Origin of the sequence: Mesorhizobium sp. M0998 (assembly GCF_040318885.1) — a bacterium.
Taxonomy (GTDB): domain Bacteria; phylum Pseudomonadota; class Alphaproteobacteria; order Rhizobiales; family Rhizobiaceae; genus Mesorhizobium.
The window spans coordinates 113,080-135,835 of sequence record NZ_JAMYND010000004.1 but is presented as its reverse complement, the minus strand read 5'-3'; the positions used below and the strand labels follow the sequence as shown (position 1 = coordinate 135,835).

General features: G+C 62.4%; 25 protein-coding genes. 13 read left to right on the top strand and 12 right to left on the bottom strand.

Going from position 1 to position 22,756, the window contains the following annotated elements; genetic code table 11:
- Positions 1-374 precede the first annotated feature (374 nt).
- On the top strand, positions 375-965 hold the full coding sequence (locus tag NKH59_RS05465; RefSeq protein ID WP_352918817.1) for a hypothetical protein: 591 nt from the start codon (positions 375-377) through the stop codon (positions 963-965).
- Positions 966-968: 3 nt separating this feature from the next.
- Here NKH59_RS05465 and NKH59_RS05460 read toward each other — a convergent pair whose 3' ends face one another.
- Positions 969-2,072 (bottom strand): NAD(P)/FAD-dependent oxidoreductase, encoded by a 1,104-nt coding sequence (locus NKH59_RS05460; protein ID WP_353021216.1) that lies wholly within the window; start codon positions 2,070-2,072, stop codon positions 969-971.
- 97 nt (positions 2,073-2,169) lie between these two features.
- Between NKH59_RS05460 and NKH59_RS05455 the strand changes: the two genes are divergently transcribed.
- Positions 2,170-3,417: a cytochrome P450 gene (locus NKH59_RS05455; RefSeq protein ID WP_352614131.1), complete on the top strand. Its 1,248-nt coding sequence runs from the start codon at positions 2,170-2,172 to the stop codon at positions 3,415-3,417.
- A gap of 160 nt (positions 3,418-3,577) precedes the next feature.
- Here the strand turns inward: NKH59_RS05455 and NKH59_RS05450 are convergent, their stop codons facing one another.
- Both NKH59_RS05450 and NKH59_RS05445 read right to left on the bottom strand, forming a co-directional pair.
- Positions 3,578-4,492 carry a LysR family transcriptional regulator gene (locus NKH59_RS05450; RefSeq protein ID WP_352471971.1) on the bottom strand — a complete coding sequence of 305 codons (915 nt, stop codon included), beginning with the start codon at positions 4,490-4,492 and terminating at the stop codon, positions 3,578-3,580.
- A gap of 127 nt (positions 4,493-4,619) precedes the next feature.
- Positions 4,620-4,790 carry a hypothetical protein gene (locus tag NKH59_RS05445; protein ID WP_352471972.1) on the bottom strand — a complete coding sequence of 57 codons (171 nt, stop codon included), beginning with the start codon at positions 4,788-4,790 and terminating at the stop codon, positions 4,620-4,622.
- A gap of 15 nt (positions 4,791-4,805) precedes the next feature.
- Here NKH59_RS05445 and NKH59_RS05440 point away from each other — a divergent pair, with 15 nt between their 5' ends.
- Positions 4,806-6,059 carry an LVIVD repeat-containing protein gene (locus NKH59_RS05440; protein WP_352471973.1) on the top strand — a complete coding sequence of 418 codons (1,254 nt, stop codon included), beginning with the start codon at positions 4,806-4,808 and terminating at the stop codon, positions 6,057-6,059.
- A 159-nt stretch (positions 6,060-6,218) separates the two neighbouring features.
- On the opposite strand, the gene NKH59_RS05435 is transcribed toward NKH59_RS05440, so the two are convergent.
- From NKH59_RS05435 to NKH59_RS05415, 5 genes are all read right to left on the bottom strand, one after another.
- Entirely contained in the window at positions 6,219-6,569 is a 351-nt protein-coding gene (locus NKH59_RS05435) for a cupin domain-containing protein (RefSeq protein WP_352471974.1), read from the bottom strand.
- Positions 6,570-6,574: 5 nt separating this feature from the next.
- Positions 6,575-7,855: an O-acetylhomoserine aminocarboxypropyltransferase gene (locus NKH59_RS05430; protein WP_023674650.1), complete on the bottom strand. Its 1,281-nt coding sequence runs from the start codon at positions 7,853-7,855 to the stop codon at positions 6,575-6,577.
- Positions 7,856-8,028: 173 nt separating this feature from the next.
- On the bottom strand, positions 8,029-8,550 hold the full coding sequence (locus NKH59_RS05425) for a CoA-binding protein (protein WP_352471975.1): 522 nt from the start codon (positions 8,548-8,550) through the stop codon (positions 8,029-8,031).
- Positions 8,551-8,626: 76 nt separating this feature from the next.
- Positions 8,627-9,049 carry a VOC family protein gene (locus NKH59_RS05420; RefSeq protein WP_352542617.1) on the bottom strand — a complete coding sequence of 141 codons (423 nt, stop codon included), beginning with the start codon at positions 9,047-9,049 and terminating at the stop codon, positions 8,627-8,629.
- 9 nt (positions 9,050-9,058) lie between these two features.
- Positions 9,059-9,880, bottom strand: a complete 822-nt coding sequence (locus NKH59_RS05415) for an enoyl-CoA hydratase (RefSeq protein ID WP_352833301.1) — start codon at positions 9,878-9,880, stop codon at positions 9,059-9,061.
- A 156-nt stretch (positions 9,881-10,036) separates the two neighbouring features.
- Here NKH59_RS05415 and NKH59_RS05410 point away from each other — a divergent pair, with 156 nt between their 5' ends.
- The 4 genes from NKH59_RS05410 (at position 10,037) to NKH59_RS05395 (ending at position 12,421) form a co-directional block, all read left to right on the top strand.
- Entirely contained in the window at positions 10,037-10,501 is a 465-nt protein-coding gene (locus tag NKH59_RS05410) for a PaaI family thioesterase (RefSeq protein ID WP_352542427.1), read from the top strand.
- A gap of 214 nt (positions 10,502-10,715) precedes the next feature.
- On the top strand, positions 10,716-11,180 hold the full coding sequence (gene rplM, locus NKH59_RS05405; protein WP_023674645.1) for a 50S ribosomal protein L13: 465 nt from the start codon (positions 10,716-10,718) through the stop codon (positions 11,178-11,180).
- A 1-nt stretch (position 11,181) separates the two neighbouring features.
- Positions 11,182-11,664: a 30S ribosomal protein S9 gene (gene rpsI / locus NKH59_RS05400; protein ID WP_023674644.1), complete on the top strand. Its 483-nt coding sequence runs from the start codon at positions 11,182-11,184 to the stop codon at positions 11,662-11,664.
- A gap of 226 nt (positions 11,665-11,890) precedes the next feature.
- Complete coding sequence (locus NKH59_RS05395; protein WP_353021213.1) at positions 11,891-12,421, top strand: hypothetical protein; 531 nt, start codon at positions 11,891-11,893, stop codon at positions 12,419-12,421.
- Between the two features lie 87 nt (positions 12,422-12,508).
- Here NKH59_RS05395 and NKH59_RS05390 read toward each other — a convergent pair whose 3' ends face one another.
- A complete protein-coding gene (locus NKH59_RS05390) occupies positions 12,509-13,417 on the bottom strand; it encodes a LysR family transcriptional regulator (RefSeq protein WP_352614137.1) in 909 nt (302 codons plus the stop codon).
- Positions 13,418-13,511: 94 nt separating this feature from the next.
- On the opposite strand from NKH59_RS05390, the gene NKH59_RS05385 reads away from it, so the two are divergent.
- Entirely contained in the window at positions 13,512-14,390 is an 879-nt protein-coding gene (locus NKH59_RS05385; RefSeq protein ID WP_353021211.1) for an aldo/keto reductase family oxidoreductase, read from the top strand.
- 353 nt (positions 14,391-14,743) lie between these two features.
- Here NKH59_RS05385 and NKH59_RS05380 read toward each other — a convergent pair whose 3' ends face one another.
- A complete protein-coding gene (locus tag NKH59_RS05380; protein WP_353021210.1) occupies positions 14,744-15,802 on the bottom strand; it encodes a glycerophosphodiester phosphodiesterase family protein in 1,059 nt (352 codons plus the stop codon).
- Positions 15,803-16,106: 304 nt separating this feature from the next.
- Here NKH59_RS05380 and speB point away from each other — a divergent pair, with 304 nt between their 5' ends.
- Genes speB through NKH59_RS05365 form a run of 3 tightly spaced genes read left to right on the top strand, consistent with a single transcriptional unit; the run spans position 16,107 to position 18,910 of the window.
- The gene (gene speB / locus NKH59_RS05375) at positions 16,107-17,114 is read left to right on the top strand and encodes an agmatinase (protein WP_353021209.1); all 1,008 of its coding nucleotides are present in this window, start codon (positions 16,107-16,109) and stop codon (positions 17,112-17,114) included.
- Between the two features lie 29 nt (positions 17,115-17,143).
- On the top strand, positions 17,144-18,070 hold the full coding sequence (gene argC / locus NKH59_RS05370; RefSeq protein ID WP_352501535.1) for an N-acetyl-gamma-glutamyl-phosphate reductase: 927 nt from the start codon (positions 17,144-17,146) through the stop codon (positions 18,068-18,070).
- On the top strand, positions 18,071-18,910 hold the full coding sequence (locus NKH59_RS05365; protein WP_353021208.1) for an aminoglycoside phosphotransferase family protein: 840 nt from the start codon (positions 18,071-18,073) through the stop codon (positions 18,908-18,910).
- Here NKH59_RS05365 and NKH59_RS05360 read toward each other — a convergent pair.
- The gene (locus NKH59_RS05360) at positions 18,900-19,994 is read right to left on the bottom strand and encodes a COX15/CtaA family protein (RefSeq protein WP_353021206.1); all 1,095 of its coding nucleotides are present in this window, start codon (positions 19,992-19,994) and stop codon (positions 18,900-18,902) included. The two genes, NKH59_RS05365 and NKH59_RS05360, sit on opposite strands and share 11 nt — an antisense overlap.
- A gap of 151 nt (positions 19,995-20,145) precedes the next feature.
- Here NKH59_RS05360 and NKH59_RS05355 point away from each other — a divergent pair, with 151 nt between their 5' ends.
- The gene (locus NKH59_RS05355; RefSeq protein ID WP_023674629.1) at positions 20,146-20,373 is read left to right on the top strand and encodes a DUF2842 domain-containing protein; all 228 of its coding nucleotides are present in this window, start codon (positions 20,146-20,148) and stop codon (positions 20,371-20,373) included.
- Here the strand turns inward: NKH59_RS05355 and NKH59_RS05350 are convergent.
- Positions 20,370-21,428 (bottom strand): polysaccharide deacetylase family protein, encoded by a 1,059-nt coding sequence (locus NKH59_RS05350; RefSeq protein WP_353021203.1) that lies wholly within the window; start codon positions 21,426-21,428, stop codon positions 20,370-20,372. The two genes, NKH59_RS05355 and NKH59_RS05350, sit on opposite strands and share 4 nt — an antisense overlap.
- Positions 21,429-21,517: 89 nt before the next feature.
- On the opposite strand from NKH59_RS05350, the gene NKH59_RS05345 reads away from it, so the two are divergent.
- Positions 21,518-22,747: a GNAT family N-acetyltransferase gene (locus NKH59_RS05345; protein ID WP_353021201.1), complete on the top strand. Its 1,230-nt coding sequence runs from the start codon at positions 21,518-21,520 to the stop codon at positions 22,745-22,747.
- Positions 22,748-22,756 lie beyond the last annotated feature (9 nt).

The following is a 22,756-nucleotide window of genomic DNA, read 5'->3' as shown; positions in this document are numbered from 1 at the left end:
TTGCCCGGCGCTCGCAAAGGAACGCCGCCACAGGTACGACTTGCAGCCTGGGTGGAGGATCCAAGGGCAACGTCACATTTACTGAAAGGATTATTGCAGGACGAGATATGCGGAAAACGCGGGATCGCATGCGACACCGGATGGCCAGCTACGTCCCCCCACGACGTTCCTGACCAGCGACCAAGTCAATCAACTCGAATACGTCAAATGTTATTCGTTGATTGTTAGCGGATGCTTAATTGGCAGCAAGAATTTGTCTGTCGGACTCAGGTAGTCGAATTAACGAAGTTTGATGAATCGCCTTTTCCACGACATGGCTTTCCCTACAGTTCAACGTTGAACCCGCTTCATGCGGTTCAAACAGGGGGAGTTCCATGACCAGGAAAGCTTCTTCCTTCGCCATTGCCGGCCTGACCATGCTCGGCACAATGTCGGAAACGGCGGCCGGCGGACGCGCGGTCGAATGCTACGAGCAGGTCAATCGGCCGGCCTTCTACGACACGGTCTACGAGGACGTGCTCGTCAGCCCAGCCGGCCAGCAGGTGCAGTATGAAGCGCCGATCTACGGGACGCGCGAGCGCGTGGTGCAGATCGCGCCGGCGCGCGTCAGCTACGAGATCGTGCCCGCCATCACCCGCACCATCTACCGGTCCGTGAGGGTCGATGACGGCGGCTATTCCTGGGAATGGCGCATCATCGATGGCCGCCAGGTGCTGTGCAAGGTCAGGCACAAGGCGCGCTATGAACGGGTGGCCGAGATCGTCGTGGTTGAGCCGGAACGCCGGCGGCGCGTTGTCCTCCCCGCCGAATACGAGAGCGTCGCCGAAGAGGTTCTGGTGCGGCCGGAGCAACGGCGCATCATCGACATTCCGGCGTCTTATCAGACAGTGGCCCGCCGCGTGGTGGTCAGGGAGGGCTCATCCAGCTGGCGCCGCGTGCATATTCCGAGGCATTGCCAGTATTAGCGCTCAGGCCACCTCCGCCCTGAGCCATTTCTTCAGGCCGCCGACATCGCCACTGCCGACGCAGGCCGCAACCCTTCTGCCGACCGCCGCGCCGAACTTGTAGCCGTGGCCGGAGCAGGCCGAGACGATCAGGCATCTGCCTTTCCGGTGGGCCAGGAACTTCTCGTCGGCGGTGAATGTGTAGGCGCAGGTGACCACCTCGGTGACCTTATACTCCTCGATACGGGCAAGCGGCGGCGAAAACAGGTTGCGGATCGCCTCACCCTCGCCCGGCACCGGCTGACGGTTCCAGTCGGCATCGCTGGTCGGCACCCTGTGCAGGCCCGAGCCGAATTTCATGCCGGCGCCGCCTGTCGGCGGGATTGCGTAGCCGTCGACAGTGCCGCCAATGTCGAGGACAACCGGCGCTGCCTGCCAGGCTGCCTGCAGATCCGCCGGCGGTTCGACATAGGCGAGCGCGGTGCGCCAGGTTTTCAGCTCGCCGTCCAGCTCCTGGAACAGTTTCAGCACCCAGGCGCCGGCAGCGACGACGATCCGGTCGGCCTGCATCGTTTCGCCGCCTGCCAGCACGATATGCCCGGCCTCGGCGTCGATCTCGACCACCTTGCTGTTCTCGTAGACATTGGCGCCGTTCGCGCGCAGCCACCTGGCGAGGCCGGCGGCGATCTTGCGGCAGTGCAGCGCGCCGCCGTCCGGCGAAAAATACGCATAGCGGAATGAACCAGGTTCCAGGAACGGCCAGCGTTCGACCGCGGCATCCGGCTCGAACAATTCGAACGGGTAGTTCCCGGCTTCCATGCCTTCTCGGTATTCCTCGGCCTCATCTCCCGGCTGGCGCGAAATGCAGATGAAGCCGCGCGGATCGAGATGGCTTTCGCCGAGATCGGCCCACATCTCATCCCAGGCTTCATAGGCTTCGGTGATCAGCCGGCCGTAGCCCGTTCCGGCCCGGTAGGCGCGGCGGATGATGCGGTGATGATCGCCCGAGGCGGCGAGCGGATTGGGGATCGGTCCCTGCTCGACGATCGAGACGAGGTGCCCGGCCCTGACCAGTGACCACGCCGTGGATAGCCCGGCAATGCCTGCACCGACCACGATCACATTCATGAAAACCGTCCTTCCGCAACCGCTTCGGCGGCTCACCTCACTGGAGGGCCAACATACGGTCTGGCACCAGACTGGCAAGCCGCGCTAATGATCTGGCATGACCGAATTGAAGCCGCCCTACCTTGCTTTTGATCCAGCCACGCGTCGCCTGCGGCTCGATCCGCACGAGCCGGCGTTCTTCCAGAATCCGTACGAAGCCTACGCCTTCCTGCATGGCGCATCGAACGCCTTCTTCTGGGAGGAGTTTGGTTTCTGGTGCTTTGGCGGCTTCGACGACGTCAACCGGCTGCTGCGCGATCGCCGCTTCGGCCGGCAGAACCCGGCCGGCATTCCGGACAGCCGAGGCATCGGTCAGGACCGCACGCACCTCAGCGCGTTCGACGGCATCGAGGCCAATTCGATGCTGGAGCTGGAGCCGCCTGTCCACACACGGCTCAGAACGCTGGTCAACCGCGCCTTCGTCTCGCGCCAGGTCGAGCGGCTCAGGCCACGTGTCGAGGCGCTGGCCAACGAACTGATCGACCGTTTCGAACCAGGAGGAGTCGACCTGCTGCCGGCATTCGCAGCTCCCTTGCCGATCACCATCATTGCGGAAATGCTCGGCGTGCCGGTCGACATGGGGCCGCAGCTGCTCGACTGGTCGCATCGGATGGTCGCCATGTACATGCATGGCCGCACCCGCGAGACGGAGGACACGGCCAATCGCGCCGCGCGCGACTTTTCCGATTTTCTGCGCGGCTACGTCGCCGAGCGGCGAAAGAGGCCGGGCGAGGATCTTCTGTCGCTGCTGATTGCGGCACAGGAGGACGGCCAGAAACTGTCGGAGAACGAGCTGGTATCCTCGGCCATCCTTTTGCTCAATGCCGGCCATGAAGCAACTGTCCACCAGACCGGCAATGCGGTGCGCTCGATCCTTGCGCAAGGCGGCGACCCGCGCCGCTTCTTCGCCTCACCGGAAGCAACAGCCGCGACGGTCGAAGAGTGCCTGCGCTTCGACGCGCCGCTACACATGTTCACGCGCTACGCCTATCAGGAGGCCGAGGCCGGGCCGGGGATCATCGTCCAGCCGGGCGAGACGATCGGTCTGCTGCTCGGCATGGCCAATCGCGACCCTACTGCGTTTGCCGAGCCCCTCGCCTTCAGGCCGGACCGTGCCGACCAGAAGAACGTGTCGTTCGGCGCCGGCATCCATTTCTGCATCGGCGCGCCGCTCGCCCGGCTCGAACTGCAGGTGTCGCTGAAAACCTTGTTCGAACGCCTGCCGCGGCTCCAAATGGCCGAACAGCCGCGCTTCCGTGACACGTATCATTTCCACGGGCTGGAAACGCTTGCCGTCAGAATCTGAGGACGGCTTCCGACGACAGGCTTCGAAGCCGGCTCCGGCGAATTCCGGTCAAATAGGTAACATCTCAAGGCCGCGAGTGCCAAATAATCGCTGATCGAACGATGAAGCTACCGGAAGCAGGACCTCACACTAACAATCCCGGATGCCTATAGAAATTCGGTCATGAAGCTTGAAGAGAGACGGGATTTGAATCTTTTTGCGTCGTCTCGCGGACGATGTCGAGGAAGGCCTTCAGCACCGGCGAGGGTTGTTCATGCCGGTAGATGATTGAAGTGTCGATAGACAAGGTTCGTCCCTGGATAGGGCGATAAACGACGCCGCTCCGGCGCAAATTTTGCAGACAGGCGGGCAGCAGCGAGACGCCCAGCCCGACGGATACAAGTCCGATGATTGTCTGCTTCGGCGTCGCTTCTCGAACGATCCTCGGGCTGAACCCGGATGAACGGCACAACCCGACGATCTCGTCATAGAGGGATGGATTGATGCTGCGCGGGAACTGAATCAACGCTTCGGAGGCCAAGTCGGCTAGCGCGACCTCTGCTTCCGAGGCTAGCCGATGCGTTTCCGGCAAGGCCACGATCAGGGGTTCGACCAGTATGCTTTCGACCTTCAATGCCTTGTGAACGACGGGAGGATGAACAAAACCGATATCGAGCTGGCGTTCGGCCACAGCCCTGACTTGATTGGGAATGCGCAGGTCGGTCAGGCTCAACTCGACCTCGGGATAGCGCTTGGTGAAGCGTTGGACGACAGAAGGCACCACGCTGTAGATAGCCGCGTCGATGAATCCGACAGCAAGATGGCCGGTTTCGCCACGATCGGCTTTGCGAGCAAGCTCCACCGCCTGCTCTGTCTGCTGAAGCACGGCCCTAACCTCATCAAGGAACACACGCCCCGCCGCAGTCAGCTCGACCTTGCGCTTGGTGCGCTCCAGCAAGCGCACACCCATCGCCTGTTCCAGTTGCTGGATCTGCTTTGTCAGGGGCGGCTGTGAGATATGCAAGCGCGCTGCCGCGCGCCCGAAATGCAGCTCTTCGGCGACGGCCATGAAGGACTGCATCAGCTTGTGGTTCATCTTCAGCCTTTAATTTCCCAAATAGAATTACCCATGGCTCAAACGATATTGGACGGAAAGTATCGGAATCTGCAAAATCCGGAAAGCTGCAAAATCCGGGAGACGCGCTTTGAAAAATTCCGAGATTTCACGCCGCCAGATGCTGAAAGTGCCGCTCATCGGCGCGACGATCGCCGCGACATCTCAATCCGGTCTTGTCTGCGAGGCCCTTGCCCAACCCGTTCCAGCTTCGTCGCCAGCGCCCCCTGGCGCTTTCGCCCACAATGTCGAAGCTGTGGGCTATACCGATCTCGATCATCGCCCAGCCTTCAAAATGGCGATCAGGCAGGTTGGCGAACGTTGGTATCTCTACACTGGGCACTTCTGGCACTCCGGCTGGAGCATCGTGGACGTGACCGACCCGGCCAAGCCCGAGACGGTCAAGTTCGTGCCCTATCTCGGCACGAATACTTGGACTCTACAAATAGATTTGTCCGGCGACACGATGGTGACCGCCCTCGAAAAGCCCTTTGCTAATTTCGGCGGTGACCCCGACGCACCGTTCGGCGAAGGCGTTCTGATCTGGGATATCGCGGACCCCATCAATCCGAAACAACTCAGTCACTACCGCACCGGCGGAAACGGCACGCATCGCAACCTCTATCCCGGTGGACGTTATGTCCACCTTGCCGCCGGCATGCCGGGTTACAGGGGCAACATCTACGTCATCCTCGATATTTCGGATCGCTCGAATCCGCGCGAAGCCGGACGCTGGTGGGTGCCGGGCCAGCACGAGGCCGGCGGCGAGAGCTTTGCGGCTGCGAAGCCCGCCGCCGACCAGGAGACCGCCGATCGCTACCGGTTGCGACTGAAGCCGCAATGCATGTGCGGCGCCTTCTGCGCCAGCACGGGCGAGGATGTCTCGCTGCACGGCCCGCCTTATGTCACTGGCGATCTTGTCTATTTGCCTTATGGTGCGGCGGGAATCGTTGTGCTCGATATTAGCGATGTCTCCCAGCCGAGGCAGGTCGGCGGCCTGAGCTTCAGCCCTCCGTTTCACTCGCGCTTCGGTGTGCATAGCGTGCTGCCGATTCCAGAGCGCGGCATTGCCTTCGCCAATTCGGAGAACGTCACCTATGGACTTGGTCCGATGCATCACGCTTCGATCGTCGATATTTCCGATTCCAGTGAACCCTTTCTGCTGTCGCTGTTGCCCGAACCAGTGCCACCCGAAGGCGCTCCCTATTCGGATTTCACAACTCGTGGCGGCTGGCGCGGACCGCACAACATCAACCACCACCAGCATCATCCCGATGTCCAGAAACAAGGCGATCTGTTCTATATCGCGCACTTCAACGCCGGGCTCAGGGTCTATGACGTCTCGAATACTCGGCTTCCGCGCGAGGTCGGCTACTTCATCCCGCCGGAGCCAGTCCGACGCTACGGCCCTATGCCGGAAGACAAGCTGGTTGTTCAGACCGAGGACGTGGTCGTGGACCGGCGCGGCTTCATTTACATAACTGACAAGAACCAGGGGCTCTGGATTCTCCGCTACACCGGCCCGCGGCCGGAAACGGATCGAACGTGACGGTCACATTCACCCTGAATGAAGCCTTAGTCGGAGCGCGGAAGCGGAGGCAGTCATGATTTGCTGGGAAAGTTTCATGGCACCGCGGCATTATGAGCCGATACGGATTTTCCGACACGGACATCGATCGCCTTTTGTAAAGTCCGGCGCGATGCGAGATCAAAGCTTGATCACATACTCCTTGCGCGTCGTTTCAAGCACTTCCCAGCTTCCTCTAAAGCCCGGCCTGAGCACGAAACTGTCGCCTGCCCTGACGGTGCGCGCGTCGCCGCCGTCTTCGGCGATCACCGAAACCCCTGACAGGATGTGGCAGAACTCCCACTCATCATATTCGATGCGCCATTTGCCTGGCGTTGCTTCCCAGACGCCGGCATAGAGGCCGCCGTGCTGTTCCTCGACATTCCAGGTGCGGAATTTCGGATCGCCCGAAATCAGGCGATCCGGCGCTGGTGCGCCAAGTTCCGGTTCGACGGCGTCGACGCCGACGGAAAGAAATTTCGGCGTGGCCATGGCGATCAAACCTTGGCGAGAGCCTGTTCCAGATCGGCGACGATGTCGTTGACGTCCTCGATGCCGACCGAAAGCCTGACCGTGTCAGGCCCTGCCCCGGCGTTGATCTTCTGCTCGTCGGAAAGCTGGCGATGCGTGGTCGATGCCGGGTGGATGACCAGCGACTTGGTGTCGCCGACATTGGCCAGATGCGAGAACAGTTCGAGCGCCTCGACGAACTTGATGCCCGCCGCATAGCCGCCCTTCAGCCCGAATGTGAACACCGCGCCGGCGCCAAGCGGCGAGTACTTCTTCTGCAACGCGTTGTTCTTGTCGCTGGGCAGGCCGGGATAGGAAACCCAGGCGACCTTGGGATGGTTGGAAAGCCATCCGGCGACCGCCGCCGCATTGTCGCAGTGGCGCTGCATCCTGAGCGGCAAGGTTTCCAGACCGGTCAGGATAAGGAATGCGTTGAACGGCGAAATCGCCGCGCCGATGTCGCGCAGGCCGAGCACGCGAGCAGCGATGGCGAAGGCGAAATTGCCGAAGGTCTCGTGCAGGACGAGGCCGCCATATTCGGGGCGCGGCTCCGACAGCATCGGATACTTGCCCGACTTCGACCAATCGAACGTGCCGCCGTCGACAATGGCGCCGCCGATCGAATTGCCGTGACCGCCGATGAACTTGGTCAGCGAATGCACGACGATGTCGGCGCCATGCTCGATCGGCCGCAGCAGATAGGGCGAGGCCAGCGTGTTGTCGACGATCAGCGGCAGGCCGTGCTTGCGGGCGATGTCGCCGATCTTCTCGATATCGACGAAGACGCCGCCGGGATTGGCCAGGCTCTCGATGAAGATTGCCTTGGTCCTGTCGTCGATCTGGCTCTCGAAGGTCGAGATGTCATTGGTGTCGGCCCAGCGCACCTGCCAACCGAAATTCTTGAAGGCGTGGCCGAATTGGTTGATCGAGCCGCCGTAAAGCTTTGTCGCTGAAACGAAATTGTCGCCGGGCTGCATTAGATTGTGGAAGACCAGCACCTGCGCGGCATGGCCGGAGGCGACCGCAAGGCCTGCCGTGCCGCCTTCGAGTGCCGCGATGCGCTCTTCCAGCACCGCCTGCGTCGGGTTCATGATGCGGGTATAGATGTTGCCGAACGCCTTCAGCCCGAACAGCGAGGCGGCATGGTCGGCATCGTCGAAGACGAAGGAGGTGGTCTGGTAGATCGGCGTCGCGCGTGCGCCCGTCGCCGGATCCGGCTTGGCGCCGGCATGGACGGCGAGCGTATTGAAACCGGGCGTGCGGGCCATCGAAAAACCTCCCTCAATGGTGAATGGTGAACGGTGAATGGTGAATGGTGAATGGTGAATGGTGAATGGTGAATGGCAAAGTCGGCCAGCCCCACCCTGATTGCAAGCGGCTCATATGCCGCCTTGCCGGCCTTCCAGAAAAATCTTTCTATTCACCATTCTCTATTCACTACCTACTTCTGGCGAACGCCGAAACTCTGGAATCCCGGGCGCATCAGCGGCTTCTTCGAGGACAAGACGCCGGAATTGACGCCGGTCCAGCCGATCTCGCCGGACAGCTTGCCATATTCGATCTTGGGGCAACGGTTCATCACCACCTTGATGCCGACAGCCTCTGCGCGCGTCGCCGCCTCGTCATGGCGTATGCCAAGCTGCATCCAGATGACTTTCGGCAGCGGATCGAGCCGCAACACCTCGTCGACAATGCCCGGCACGGCAGCGGAAGCGCGAAACACGTCGACCATGTCGATTGGCTCTGGAACATCGGCCAGCCTGGCATAGGTCATCCGCCCGAGGATTTCCTTGCCGGCCTGGCCGGGATTGATCGGGAACACCGAAAACCCTTTGCCGAGCAGATATTTGAGCACGAAATAGCTCGGCCGCACGTCATTGGCCGACGCGCCAACCATGGCGATGGTCTTCACCGAATTGAGGATGCCGGCGATATAGGCGTTGTCGTAGGCGTCGTGGTTCATGCCTCGTCATACAGCGCTTCAGAGTGAGGTGCCAACAGCCGAGCAAGTGGCTTGCAATGGGCCAGGGAGAACGTCGTCAGGCCGGCAGCGAGATCGTTCCGTCTTCCGCAATCGGAAAGGCCGGATTGTGCGCGACTTCCCAGACATGCCCGTCGGCATCGGCGAAATAGCCGTACCAGCCGCCCCAGAAGGCGCGCCCGGCCGGCTTGACGATCTTGCCGCCAGCCTTCTCAGCCGCCGCAAGCACTTCGTCGACCTCGGCGTCAGAGCGGGTGTTGTAGGCGAGGTAGACGGCCGACGGCGCCTTCGAGAAGCTGACGCCCGAATCCTCTTCGGCGCTTGGGCGCGGAAACAAGCCAAGAATGGCGCCGCCCATCTGGAAGAAGGCAACGCCGTCGGTGATCCCGGCATGGCGGGTCAGGCCCATCGCCTCATAGAAGCGCGTCGCACGGTCGAGATCGTCGGTGGCGATGGTGACGATGGAGATGCGCGGTTCCATATCCGCCTCCTACTCCTCCGGCCATTCCGGCTTGCGCTTGCCGATGAAGGCGCCAATGCCCTCTTCCGCATCGCGCGCCAGCATGTTCTCGACCATGACGCGCCCGGTGTAATCATAGGCCTCGGCCAGCCCCATTTCTGCCTGTTCGTAGAAGGCTTCCTTGCCGATCTTGACGACCAGAGAGGATTTGGACGCAATGGTTTGCGCGTATTTGGTGACAATCTGATTCAGATATTCGCGCGGCACGACGCGGTTGACCAAGCCGAATTCCTTGGCGGTTGCCGCATCGATCGTCTCGCCGGTCAAAAGCATTTCCAAGGCGTGCTTGCGCGAGACGTTGCGCGACAGCGCCACCATCGGCGTCGAGCAGAACAGTCCAATATTGACGCCAGGCGTGCAGAAGGTCGCCTCGTGCGAGGCGATGGCGAGATCGCAGCTGGCGACCAACTGCAATCCGGCCGCCGTCGCCAGGCCGTCGACTTCGGCGATCACCGGCTTAGGATGGCGAACGATCGCCTGCATCAGTGAAGCGCAGGCGGAAAACGTCTTTTCGAAGAAGCCCCTGCCGCGATCGGCATCGGCGCGGTGCGCGCTCAACTCCTTGAGGTCGTGTCCGGCGCAGAACACCTTGCCGACCGCCCCGAGGACGATGACGCGGACGGATTTGTCGGCCTTGGCGCGGTCGAGTTCCGCCGTCAGCGCCGCCATCACTGCAAGCGAAAGAGCATTGGCCGGCGGATTGGCGAGCGTCAGGCGCAGCACGCCGTTGTCCAGCCTGGAGACGACCGGCCCTTCGGCAACGGCAGGCTTGATGGCGACGATTTCGGCCATGATCATTCCTCTGCGATTCCGGATCGATGATGGACTAATCTAGTATGCCGCCTCGCTTCGTCCAACTCCCTCGTCCGCTTCTGCCATAATGAATGGGGTGTTGCCAGAAACGCCACGTCGCGTTCATACATGCAGGGCGCAAACCGGGAGACTGAAATGCCCGCCCACAGCAATCTCAAGCCGGTGCTGGCGGCTGCCGAAATCAACGCGCTGATGGCGACCATTTTCCCGCAGCTCAACGACCAGTTCACCTTCTACGAGGCGTTGGAGGTGTTTCCAGGCGGCTGTGTCGTGCGGCTCAACGCCGACGAGCGCCATTTGCGTCCCGGCGGCACCGTGTCGGGTTCGGCGCTGTTCACGCTGGCCGACATAGGCGGCTATGTCTGCGTGCTCTCGCATGCCGGACCGGATGCGCTTTCGGTCACCACCAGTCTCAACATCAATTTCGTCCGCAAGGCCGAGGCCGGGCCGATCGACGGCCATTGCCGCATCCTCAAGCTCGGCAAGAGCCTGATGGTGTTCGATATCGACATCGTCGCCGGCCCGGAGGGACACACGGTAGCGCACGCAACGGGCACCTATTCGATCCCGCCAAAGCGGATTGACGGTGTGGTAAAATAATACCTTTCATCCAAGGCATTGTTTTTGCTGGATTTTGATAGCTCGCCGACATTTCACGCGCCTTGACGCAGTCGCCGTCCTCTCCTATAAGCCCTCACGGAACAGCGGCCCGCAAAGGCCGCCGTTTTGTTATTGGCGGCGGGCAAGCGCCTTTCGCCAATCCAAGCAACAAGAAACGCCTTCTTTTGAAGGTCCGAACCGAAAGCAACAATCCATGGCAACCTTTTCGCAGAAGCCTGCGGATGTGGTGAAGAAGTGGGTGCTGATCGACGCCGAGGGTCTCGTCGTCGGCCGTCTCGCCACTGTCATCGCCAATCATCTTCGCGGCAAACACAAGCCCACCTTCACCCCGCACGTCGACGACGGCGACAACGTCATCGTCATCAATGCCGACAAGGTGGTGTTCACCGGCAAGAAGTTCACCGACAAGGTCTATTACTGGCACACCGGCCATCCCGGCGGCGTCAAGGAGCGCACCGCGCGCCAGCTGCTCGAGGGTCGTTTCCCCGAACGTGTCGTCGAGAAGGCCGTCGAACGCATGATCCCGCGTGGCCCGCTCGGCCGTCGCCAGATGAAGAACCTCCGCGTCTATGCAGGCACGGAACATCCGCATGTCGCCCAGCAGCCCGTCGTCCTCGACGTGGCCAAGCTGAACGCCAAGAACAAGAAGGTTTCGTAAGATGGCTGAGCTTTCCTCGCTCGCAGAACTCGGAGCTGCCACCGGCAATACCAACACCCAGCCGGCCGCACCCGTCCACGTCCAGAAACTCGATAAGTCGGGCCGCGCCTACGCCACCGGCAAGCGCAAGAACGCCATCGCCCGCGTCTGGGTGAAGCCCGGCTCCGGCAAGATCGTCGTCAACGACAAGGTGTTCGCCGAATATTTCGCGCGTCCGGTGCTGCAGATGATCCTCAACCAGCCGATCATCGCCGCCAATCGCGCCGGCCAGTACGACATCGTTGCCACCGTCATCGGCGGCGGCCTTTCCGGCCAGGCCGGTGCCGTGCGCCACGGCATCTCCAAGGCGCTGACCTATTACGAGCCGGCGCTGCGCGCCGTGCTCAAGAAGGGTGGCTTCCTGACCCGCGACAGCCGCGTCGTCGAGCGCAAGAAGTACGGCAAGGCGAAGGCCCGCCGCTCCTTCCAGTTCTCGAAGCGTTAAACAAAGACCGGTTTTCTATCGATTTTTTTTCAGAGGGGCTGCGTATTCGCAGCCCCCTTTTCTTTGTCGACATAGCAATCCCGCATCTTCAGGTGACCCTACGTAATATTAGTAGTATCTTAATTACAGGCGCGTTCCAGATCCCAGGGCAGCAGCCAACTCCACAGAGCGGGAGCTGTGCACGTTGCGACGCGCCGGTAACCCGACGCTCGCGAAGGAGGAGGCAATGCGCATCCATTCCAGCAGTGTGTTTCTGGCAGCTGTCGCCGCCACTTGGGCATTCGCCGCGCCTGCGGCCGACAAAAGCGACGAGCAGCTGATCGAGAATGCGATCACAGCGGCACCGGAGGCTGTCGGCAAAAACGCCGCCGTCGTGAATTGGGAGATGAAAACGTTGAGGAAGGGCACCAACGGCTTCACTTGCATCCCGGACGACCCGAGCACTCCCGCCGACGACCCAATGTGCACGGATGAGAACGGGATGGCGTGGATGCACGCGATCATGTCCAAGAAGGAGCCGCCTGCAGGGAAAGTTGCTTTCGCCTACATGCTAAAAGGAGGCGATGCGGCCAGCAATACCGACCCCTTTGCAACCAAGCCGCCGGAGGGGGCCGAATGGCTGCATGATGGTCCGCACGTGATGGTCATGAACGCACCAGACATGATGGCCTTGTATCCCCACGAGCCGAACCCCACACAACCATACGTCATGTTCCCCGGCACGCCCTACGCGCACCTGATGATTCCAGTCAAATAGATCAAGCAAGACCTGCCGCGAAGCGTAGTGGCGGGTCACCTGAGGGAAGGGAGCCGCGCTTATTTTCGGGCGCGGCTCTCCCGGGTGTCAGGGCTGGCCGGCGGACGCCTTGATGAAGTCAATGAACGCCCGCAACGGCGCCGGCACGAGGCGCCGGCCGGGATAGTAAAGGAACGGCCCGGAGAAGCTCTGCCACCAGGGTTCAAGCAGCGGTTCGAGCGCTCCGCTCTCGAAGTGAGGACGTAGCCAATCCTCGAACAGGCTGATGATGCCGGTGCCGGCGATGGCTGCATCGACTTTGAGGTCAGTCGCCCCGCCCAGGGTCACGAGAAGCGGCCCCGTCGGGTCGACCCGCACCACCTCGCCGTCGCGCTCGAATTCCCACGGCGGCATCGCACGGCTGGCAAAGCGGCCGCGCAGGCAGGCGTGGCCGAGCAGGTCGCGCGGGTGTTGCGGCCGGCCATGACGATCCAGGTAGGCCGGGCTGGCGGCGGTGGCGAAGCGCTGCACACGCGGTCCGATCGGCACAGCGATCATGTCCTGCTCCAGCCGCTCCTCATAGCGAATGCCGGCGTCGCACCCCGCCGCCAGCACATCGACGAAGCTCTCCTCCGAGATCACCTCCAACCGGATGCCTGGATAGGCGGCGAGAAAAGGCGGAACGATGCTGGGCAGTACCAGCCGCGCCGCGCTGACCGGCACATTGAGGCGCAACGTACCTGCCGGCCTGTCGCGAAAGCCGTTCACTACGTCGAGAGCCGACTCCACCTCGGTCAAGGCAGGACCGAGCCGCGCCAGCAGGCCTTCGCCGGCTTCCGTCAGGACAACGCTGCGGGTCGTCCGGTTGAGCAGCCTGACACCGAGCTGCGTCTCCAGGCGCCGCACCGCCTCGCTCAAGCCGGACGCACTGCCGCCGCTGGCGCGTGCGGCATCCCGAAAACCTTTGGCGCGCGCTACGGCCACGAAGGCGTTCAGGTCCCCGAGATCAATCTGCATTGTTCGTCATTCCGCACAGCCCGTGCGAATTGTAGCCAATTATCATGAGATCGGACAGCGTCTATCTGTGCACCGTTCCTGAAGGAGAAAGACCATGTCCAGCGTCAACCATTCCGGCACATTCATCCTCGGCGACCGTAAGGTGAGACGGCTCGGCTACGGCGCCATGCAGCTCGCAGGGCCAGGCGTCTTCGGCCCACCAAAGGACCACGACGCGGCATTGGCCGTACTGCGCGAAGCCGTTGCACAAGGCGTCAACCACATCGACACCAGCGACTTCTATGGCCCGCAGGTGACCAACCTGTTGATCCGCGAAGCGCTCGCACCCTATCCCGACGACCTCGTTATCGTCACCAAGATCGGTGCCCGACGCGGCACGGATGGCTCATGGCTGCCGGCCTTCTCGGCAGAAGAGCTGACACAGGCGGTGCACGACAATCTACACAATCTCGGACTCGACGTGCTGGAGGTGGTCAACCTTCGGGTCATGTTCGACGCGCATAGCCCCGCCGAAGGGTCGATCGAGGCGCCGCTTGCGACGCTTGCCGAGCTCCAGCGACAGGGCCTCGTGCGCCACATCGGGCTGAGCAACGTCACCGCCGCACAGATCGCCGAAGGCCGCAGGATGTGCAGGATCGTCTGCGTGCAGAACCAGTACAATCTGGCGCATCGGGGCGATGATGCCTTGATCGACGATCTGGCCCGCGACGGCACCGCCTATGTGCCGTTCTTCCCACTTGGCGGCTTCAACCCGTTGCAGTCGTCGACCTTGTCCAAGGTCGCCGCACGCCTCGGCGCCACGCCCATGCAGGTCGCGCTCGCCTGGCTGCTTCGCCGCGCGCCCAACATTCTTCTGATTCCCGGCACGTCTTCCGTCGCGCATCTGCGGGAGAACCTCGCCGCTGCCGACCTCGAACTGTCGGACGATGTCATCAAGGAGCTGGATGGTGTGGCAATGGCGGCCTGCGGGTAGATTGCCGAAGGCAGTGATGAGCCAATCTCCCCCAAGTGGGTTCCCTTGCGGGGGAGATTGCCGGCAGGACAGCGAAGGCGCGACCTTGCAGGCGGAACCGCCGAGGCGCTGAAGGATCGTCGCATTTTTCTGCTACTACGCCACATTTTGTTCTTGCTTTGTGCCGGCAGCTATGCTACTAATCTGAGTATGGTGCTAATTGGCTCCAGCGACCCGCCCACGGAGGCGGGTTTTCTGTTTCTGGGTTCCTTCGAAAGTTTGGCGCTGCCGGCCTGGGGTCGGCGGGACAGCGCCCTTCTGCCCTGCCGGGCATCGTCACCACAAGAGGGAGATCCAATTCTCGCCGCGCCGGTCTAGTTGATGCTGGCCGTGTTGGCCGGCTCGGCCGGGCGCTTCTCACCGGCATAGGGCACGCGAAAACCGTTCGCCGCCAGCCAACTGATGGCGGCCTTCGGTTCGTCGGTCTGGATGATGGTGGCGCCGCGCTCGACCCAGAAGCCATAAGTCTCGCGCGGCAGGCTGGCCGCAACCGCCAGCTCGTCGCCGCGACCGCCGGCGAGGAAGCCTCCCGGCTTGTTGACGATGGCATAGGTGTCGGCCCAGATGTGCCAGTCGCCCCTCACCGCCAGCGCGCGCATGCGCGGGCTGAACAGCGGGCCGCCGGTCTCGGTCAGTGTCTCTGATCCCATGCGCCAGTTGATCATCTCGACCGCGCGCATCGGGAAGGCCCGGCCCACTTTCTCGGCAAACATGGCGTCGCGAACCGCGTCATCGGCGATAATCGGCATGAACTGGAAGCCGCTGCCGATCGCGTCCATGGCGGCCTTGACACTGGCAATCCGCTCCGCATTCCACAGGTTCTCCTTGACGATCACCTGTTCGGCCATGCCGAGGTCGCGCGCAACCGCGACCATGCCGACGAGGCTTTCGGTGTCGAGCTTGTTGTCGAGATTGATGAGGATCCTGTCCCTGGTCGTCATCAACATCTCGCGCAACGTCGAGACCGTCTCGCCCGTAGCGGCGCCGGTGCCTTCGATCACCAAACGGCACGTCTTGAGTTCGGCCATCGTGCGGTTGACCACCTCACCCTTGCAATTCGTCGTGCGGTCGAGCCAACTGTCATGCATGACGACGAACTGTCCGTCCTTCGAGCGCCTGATATCGACCTCGACGATTTCGGCGCCCATTGCGATCGACGCCTCGGCGGCGGCGATCGAATTTTCGGGATAGAGCGTCTTGCCGGATTGCATGCCGCCGGCGCGGTGAGCGGCCACTATCACATGGTCGCGCCATTGGTTGGCGTGCTCGAAGCGGTCGAGAATCTGCCTGGCGCGCGTTTCGCCTGCCGATGCCTGGCCAAGGGAGAGCGCCAGCGCCGCGGAAAGTAGAAGGCTCAGCCAAATCGTTCGCATGAGACAGGTCGTTCGCACGAGAATCGCTCCGTACCGGGATCGCACCCCAGTTAAGCGATGCCCGTGACAGGCAGGTGAACGAAGCCGGCTTGCAAAATGCCGGAAAATCAGGTCAGCGCCGGCCGAAGCAGTCTTCGGCGGCTACTTTCGGTTGCTTGCCAGGCAATCTCCTGGCGAGCCTGCCGGGTTCGCCTGGCGAGCAAGGATTTGTGACCGGATCGAATGGCCATGATCCTCCGCAGGGGTCGCAATTCTGAGAATTATGTCCAATAAGGTTGCGCGTCGACGCACAGGAGATCGCTTCATGCCGGCAAGGACCATCGATCATGCCTTCACCACCCGCTCCAGGACGGGTGCGTCGTTCGAGCCGACCTATGCCGGCGCCCTGTCGTTCATGCGGCGCAAATATTCGAAGGACGTGAAGGACGCCGATGCGGTGGTGTGGGGCATTCCCTTCGACGCTGCGGTCACCAATCGGCCGGGCGCCCGTTTCGGACCGCAGGCAATCCGTCGCGCCTCGGCCATCCTCGACAACGATCCGCAATATCCGTTTTCGCGCGACCTGTTCGAACAGCTTGCCGTGGTCGATTATGGCGACTGCCTGCTCGACAGCGGCAATCACCAGAAGACGCCTGCCACGATCGAACGCGAAGCGGCGAAGATCCTGAAATCCGGCGCCTTTCTGCTGTCACTCGGTGGCGATCACTTCGTCACCTGGCCGTTGCTCAAGGCGCATGCCGCCATCCATGGCCCGCTGGCTCTGGTGCAGTTCGACGCACACCAGGACACCTGGCCCGACGACGGCAAGCGCATCGATCACGGCTCCTTCGTCGGCCGTGCAGTCAAGGAGGGCATCATCGACCCCGACCGGTCGATCCAGATCGGCATCCGCACCCATGCGCCCGACACGTTCGGTATCAAGATCCTGTACGGCCATGAAGTGGAGGAAATGCGTGCGTCCGACATCGCCTATGCCATCGTCGACCGTACGGGCGGCAAGAAGACCTATGTCACTTTCGACATCGATTGCCTGGACCCGGCTTTTGCGCCCGGCACCGGAACGCCGGTCGCGGGAGGCCCGTCTTCGGCAAAGATCCTGTCGGTGCTGCGCCAGATCAACCAGCTCGATATCGTCGGCGCCGACGTCGTCGAGGTTGCGCCAGCCTATGATCACGCCGATATAACGGCGATTGCCGGCTCGATGGTGGCCATGCACTATCTCGGGCTGCTGGCGGAACGAAAGGCCCGGCTCGAGGAAATGAACCAAGGCAATCACAGCGTTGCCGGATTGAATCAGGCGAGCGGCATATAGCTTTGAGATAATAGGAATTTTGGCACGCAATGAAACCGAAAATCTTCATCGACGGCGAGCACGGCACCACCGGTCTGCAGATAAGGGCGCTGCTTGCCGAGCGCGGCGACCTGGAAATCATCTCCATCCCGACCGAGCGCCGCAAGGAAACGGCAGCGCGCGCCGAGTTCCTCAATGCCGCCGATGTCGCGATTCTCTGCCTACCGGACGCGGCCGCCAAGGAAAGCGTTTCGCTGATCGCCAATGACACCACCAAAGTGATCGACGCCTCGACGGCGCATCGTGTCGCCGATGGGTGGGAATATGGTTTCGCCGAAATGGACAAGGACCAGGCGAAGAAGATCGCTTCGGCGAAGCGCGTCGCCAATCCTGGCTGCTGGCCGCAAGGACCAATCGCGACGCTGCGGCCGCTGGTTGCGGCGGGGCTGCTGCCGGCCGATTTTCCGGTCACCGTCAACGGCATTTCCGGCTATTCCGGCGGCGGCCGGCCTATGATCGAGGATTATGTCGCCAAGGGCGAGGATGCGCCGGAATTCCTGCCCTACGGACTGACGCTGCAGCACAAGCACGTGCCGGAACTCAGGACCTATGCCAGGCTTTCGCACGATCCGATCATGCAGCCGGCAGTCGGCAATTTCGCGCAAGGCATGATCACGGTGGTGCCGCTGCAACTCGGCGGCCTCGACCATGTGCCGACCGGCGCCGAGCTTCACGCGGCGATCGCCGATCATTTCGCTTCCATCGATGGCGGCGTGGTCGAGGTGGCGCCGTATCTGCATCAGGAACGCATGCCCGACATCGATCCGGAGATCTACAACGGCACCAACCGGATGAAGCTCTATGTCTTTGCCAATGATAACAGGGCGCAGGCGCTGCTGCTTGCCGTCTACGACAATCTCGGCAAGGGCGCCTCGGGCGCTGCCGTGCAGAACATGGATCTGATGCTCGGCCTCTGAATGGATGCGCCAGCATTTCCGAAGCGCTGGAAGGTCGGCGCGCCCGAACTCATCGCCGAAACGTTCAGCAGCCGCATCTGGAAGGTCGCGCGCGAGGACGGCTCGCCGGCAATCGTCAAGGATCTAAAGCCTTTCGACGATGTCGAGGACGAGTTGCGTGGCGAGCATTTCCTCGCCTGGCGACACGGCGAAGGCGCGGTGCGGCTGCTGGGTCGCGATGGCCACCGGATGCTGCTCGAGTATGCCGGCGAAACCTCGCTGTCACAGATGATTGCGGATCAGGGCGACAATGCCGCCACCGCGATCGCGGCGGAGGTAATGGCCAAGCTGTTCTCGCCGTCGAAGCACCCTGCCCCGCCGGACCTTCAGCCGTTGCGGATCCGGTTTTCCAGCCTGTTCAAAAAGGCGAAGGCCGATCGCGCCGCCGGCGAAAAGAGCCTGTATGTCGAAGCTGCCGAAATCGCGGAACGGCTGTTGTCCAATCCGCACGACGTACGGCCGCTGCATGGCGACCTGCATCACGACAACATCATGCACGGTCCGCGCGGCTGGCTGGCGATCGATCCGAAGGGCGTTCTCGGCGACCCCGGCTTCGATGCCGCCAATGTGTTCTACAACCCACTCGACCGAGACGATCTTTGCACCGATCCGCGGCGGATCGCGCATATGGCGCATGTCTTTGCCGCAACGCTCGGCCAGTCGCCGCCCGCGATACTGGACCACGCCATCGCCTATGGCTGCCTGTCGGCTGCATGGCACCATGAAGATCGCAATGCGGTCGACGAAAACCGCGAGCTGGCGATTGCCGCGGCAATCCGGCGGGTGCGGCTCAGCCTCTGAGAGCGATCTCGTGGGGCAGCGGGTAAGCGCCCTTGGTACCGCGCCAATGCGCGGCGGCGAAGCCCAGCAGAACCAGCGCGAATGCCTGATGCGTCAGGGCCATGTGCAGAGGCACCTGCATCAATAGCGTGCCGATGCCGATCGACGCCTGCACCACGACAATCAGGAACAGCAGCGTCGCGCGTCGGGCATGCGTCGTGCCCGGCAGGCGCCGGCGTGTCGCAATCATGTGCCAGAGCGCGACCGCGAAGATCGTGTAGGCGCCGACCCGGTGGACGAATTGCACCGTCTTCGGGTTTTCGAAGAAATTGCGCCATGCCGGCTCGAGCAGCAGCAGGTCGCCGGGGACCAGCTTGCCGTCCATCAGCGGCCAGGTGTTGTAGCTCAAGCCGGCGTCTAGCCCTGCGACCAGCCCGCCGAGATAGATCTGGACCAGCGCCAGCAGCACCAGGAAGCCGGCCAGACGTTGCGTCGAGCGGTCGGCGGCAGGTTCCGAGTGCGGCGCCAGCCCACGCGCGACCACCATGGTCGCCGTGAAGATCAGCGCCGCCAGCGTTAGATGCGTCGCCAGCCGATATTGGCTGACCGAAACCCGTTCAACCAACCCGGACGCCACCATCCACCAGCCTATTGCGCCCTGCAGAGCGCCGAGAAGGAGGATGCCCGACAACTTCGTGCCGAGGCCCCGCTCGATGCGGCGCGTCGCCCAGAAGAACAGCAGCGGCAGGGCGAAGACCACGCCGACACTACGCGCCAGGATGCGGTGCACCCATTCCCACCAGAAGATCGATTTGAACGCCTCGATGCTCATGCCGTTGTTGAGTTCGGCATATTGCGGGGTCTGCTGGTAGCGCAGGAACTCCTCCTGCCACTCGGCATCATTGAGCGGCGGGATGACGCCGTGTATCGGCTGCCATTCGGTGATCGACAGGCCGGAATTGGTGAGCCTTGTAGCGCCGCCGACCAGTACCAGCGCAAACAGCACCAGGAGCACGACATAGAGCCAACCGCGTACCAGCGCGCGGTTGCGAAGGTCGCGATCGCGGGCGGCGAAAGGCGTGGCATCGGATATGGCAGCAGCCATGGATTTGTCCCGGCAGTTGAAGTCGCGGATTGGTGAACCATCGCAACCCGGCTTGCAAGACCGGACAGCGCGGCACGCCGTCGCGCCGTTTCTGGCGGGTTGCGCGTATTGGCTGTTCGGCCTAAGCGATAGCGATCAAAGAGATCGCGCCATGCCCATTCGCCTGAAAAAGCTGATCGGAAGCTTCCTGCTGGTAGTGCTGGTCATTGTCTATGCGCTGGTCGCCTCGATCGTGGCGGTCGCCCAATTGTCGCAGTCCGGGCCGCTGGCGCACTTCATCTTCTTCCTGCTCAGCGGGCTTTTGTGGGTGCTGCCGGCGATGGGCATCATCAAATGGCTGATCCTGGAGCCGCGGCCGAAGGGGCGAGGCAACAGTTAGATCGTCACCACCGTCTTGCCGGCATTGGCCAGCGGCGTCGTCACGCCCGACAACATTGTTCGGATGTGGGCGACGCTCTGATAGCGGCCATTGACCGAAATGCGCGGCAGGGCGTGCAGGAAGCCGGCATGCTCGGCGCGGAGTATGCCGTGGCGGGTCGTCACCGCCGAGGCGTAGCCGGCATCGCGGGCTAGGCCTACTTCGCGGCGGCCGACGGCACTGGCATAACCGTAGGGATAGGCGAAATGGCGCGGTTCCTCGCCGAGTTTGGCCTGCAATATGCGCTTGACGTCGCCGATCTCATGTCGCGCATCGCTCTCGGGAAGCCGCTTCAGATTGCAGTGATTGACGCTATGTGCGCCGATCGTCACCAGCGGGTGCCCGGCCATGGTGCGGATCTCGTCCCAGTTCATCAGCGTGCTCGGGCGCGGACCACCCAATTCGATGCCGTTCGAGCGCGCCAGATCCCGCAACACCGCACGCTGGTCCTGCTCGCGCACCTTCAGCGTCAGATGAGCGTGCAGGCGCGCATTGGCCTGGACCTTTTTTCCCGGACTCGAGCAGTCGATTGTCACCGGCCCAGCGGGCGTCGTCAGCGTCAGGCGATCGCGCGCATTGACGATGTCCTCGACCACGTCCCACCACAAATCGGCAGCGCCGTCGATCAGTCCCGGCGCGACGTAGATGGTGATCGGCGCGCCATGTTTCTCCAGCACCGGCAGCGCCTCGGTCATGTTGTCTCGATAGGCGTCGTCGGCGGTGATCGTCGCAAACTGGCCGTCCTTGTCGCCGGCCTTGATGCGCTCGATCGCCTCGTCAAGCGTGACGAAACTGTAGCCGTTCGCCTTCATGTCGGCGATCACGGTGTCGAGAAACCCAGGCGCGATGTTCAAGTGGCGGTTGACGCCGTTCGGCTTTTCCGGTGTCGCGGTTACCCGATGCAGCATCAGGATGGCGCCAAGGCCGCCGATAAACGGCTTGGCCAGCGGCGCGAGACCGGAATAGCGGGCGAGATTGAGCGCCAGTTTGCGGATTGCCTCGCCCCCGTCGATCATTCATTCACCTTTTGCGCCTAAGCTCATTAAGCATGGAATGCGCCTGCGCGGACCCCCAATCGCGACGAATACGCCCCAAGGATTGAGGTATGGTTGACGCCACCGCGTCATTTGACGGCAATCGGCTGGCAAGCAGCGAGGCGTCGCCGTGTGCCTTGCCGGCCGGCAAAGCCGGCCTGTCAACCTCGGTCGCCGACAGTGCGGCGTTGGCGGCGTACGCAGAATTCTGCCATTCGGCGCTTTTTGCCCCTGCGCAAAGCGCCGGCTGGATCCTGAACTGGGCCGCACATACCGGCGCCGACGTTGTCGTTGCGACGCTGCGCGCCGAGGACAGGCCGGTTTTCTCACTGGCGCTGGAGGTCACTCGCAGTGGAGCGTTCCGCGTCGCCCGGTTCATGGGCGGCCGCCATGCAAACGGCAATTTTGCCGCCGCCGACCCGCAATGGCTAGCGAATGCCGATAGCGCGGCGATCCGCTCGATGCTGGCTGCGATTGCCAAGGCGCGGCGCGACATCGATCTTGTTGCGCTGGAGCGGTTGCTGCCCGATCTCGACGGCGTTGCCAACCCGCTCTCCGCCTTGCCGCATTTTTCGAGCCCCAATCTGTCGCTGGCCGCCGGTCTTATGGGAGGATTTGACGCACTGCTCACCCGCGTGAGCGGCAAGCGCAGGCGCAAGAAGCATCGCTCGCAGGCGCGCAAGTTCGAGGCCGTTGGCAGCTATCGTCGCATCGAGGCGAGAACTGCGGACGAGGTGCACATGCTGCTCGATGCCTTTTTCGAGATGAAGGAATTCCGCTTCCGCAAGATGGGCATCGCCAATGTTTTCGGTGAGGCGGAGGTGCGCGCTTTTTTCCGCTCGCTGTTTGCCGACGCGCTTCAAGAGGAAGATCCGTCCTTCGTCCTGCATGGGCTGGAAGTCGCCGGCAAACTTCGTGCCGTCACCGGGTCGAGCCGCTCGGGCAAGCGGCTGATCTGCGAATTCGGGGCGATCGCCGAGGACGACCTCGCACACACCAGCCCGGGCGACTTCCTGTTCTTCGAGAACATCCAGGAAGCCTGCGAGGCGGGTTTCGAAATCTATGATTTCTCGGTTGGCGACGAACCCTACAAGCGATTGTGGTGCGATGTCGAAACGCAGCATTTCGAGGTGCTGGTTCCGCTGACGCCGAAAGGTCGTGCGCTGGCGCTGGCGCTCAGGCAGGGCGCAAGCCTGAAGGCATTCATCAAGCACAGCCCAATGGTCTGGAAGCTGGCCAAGCTGCTGCGCCGCAAAGCCGTGGGGCGGACAGCACCGGCCGCAGGCGAAGACGACAGCTGATTTCGATTT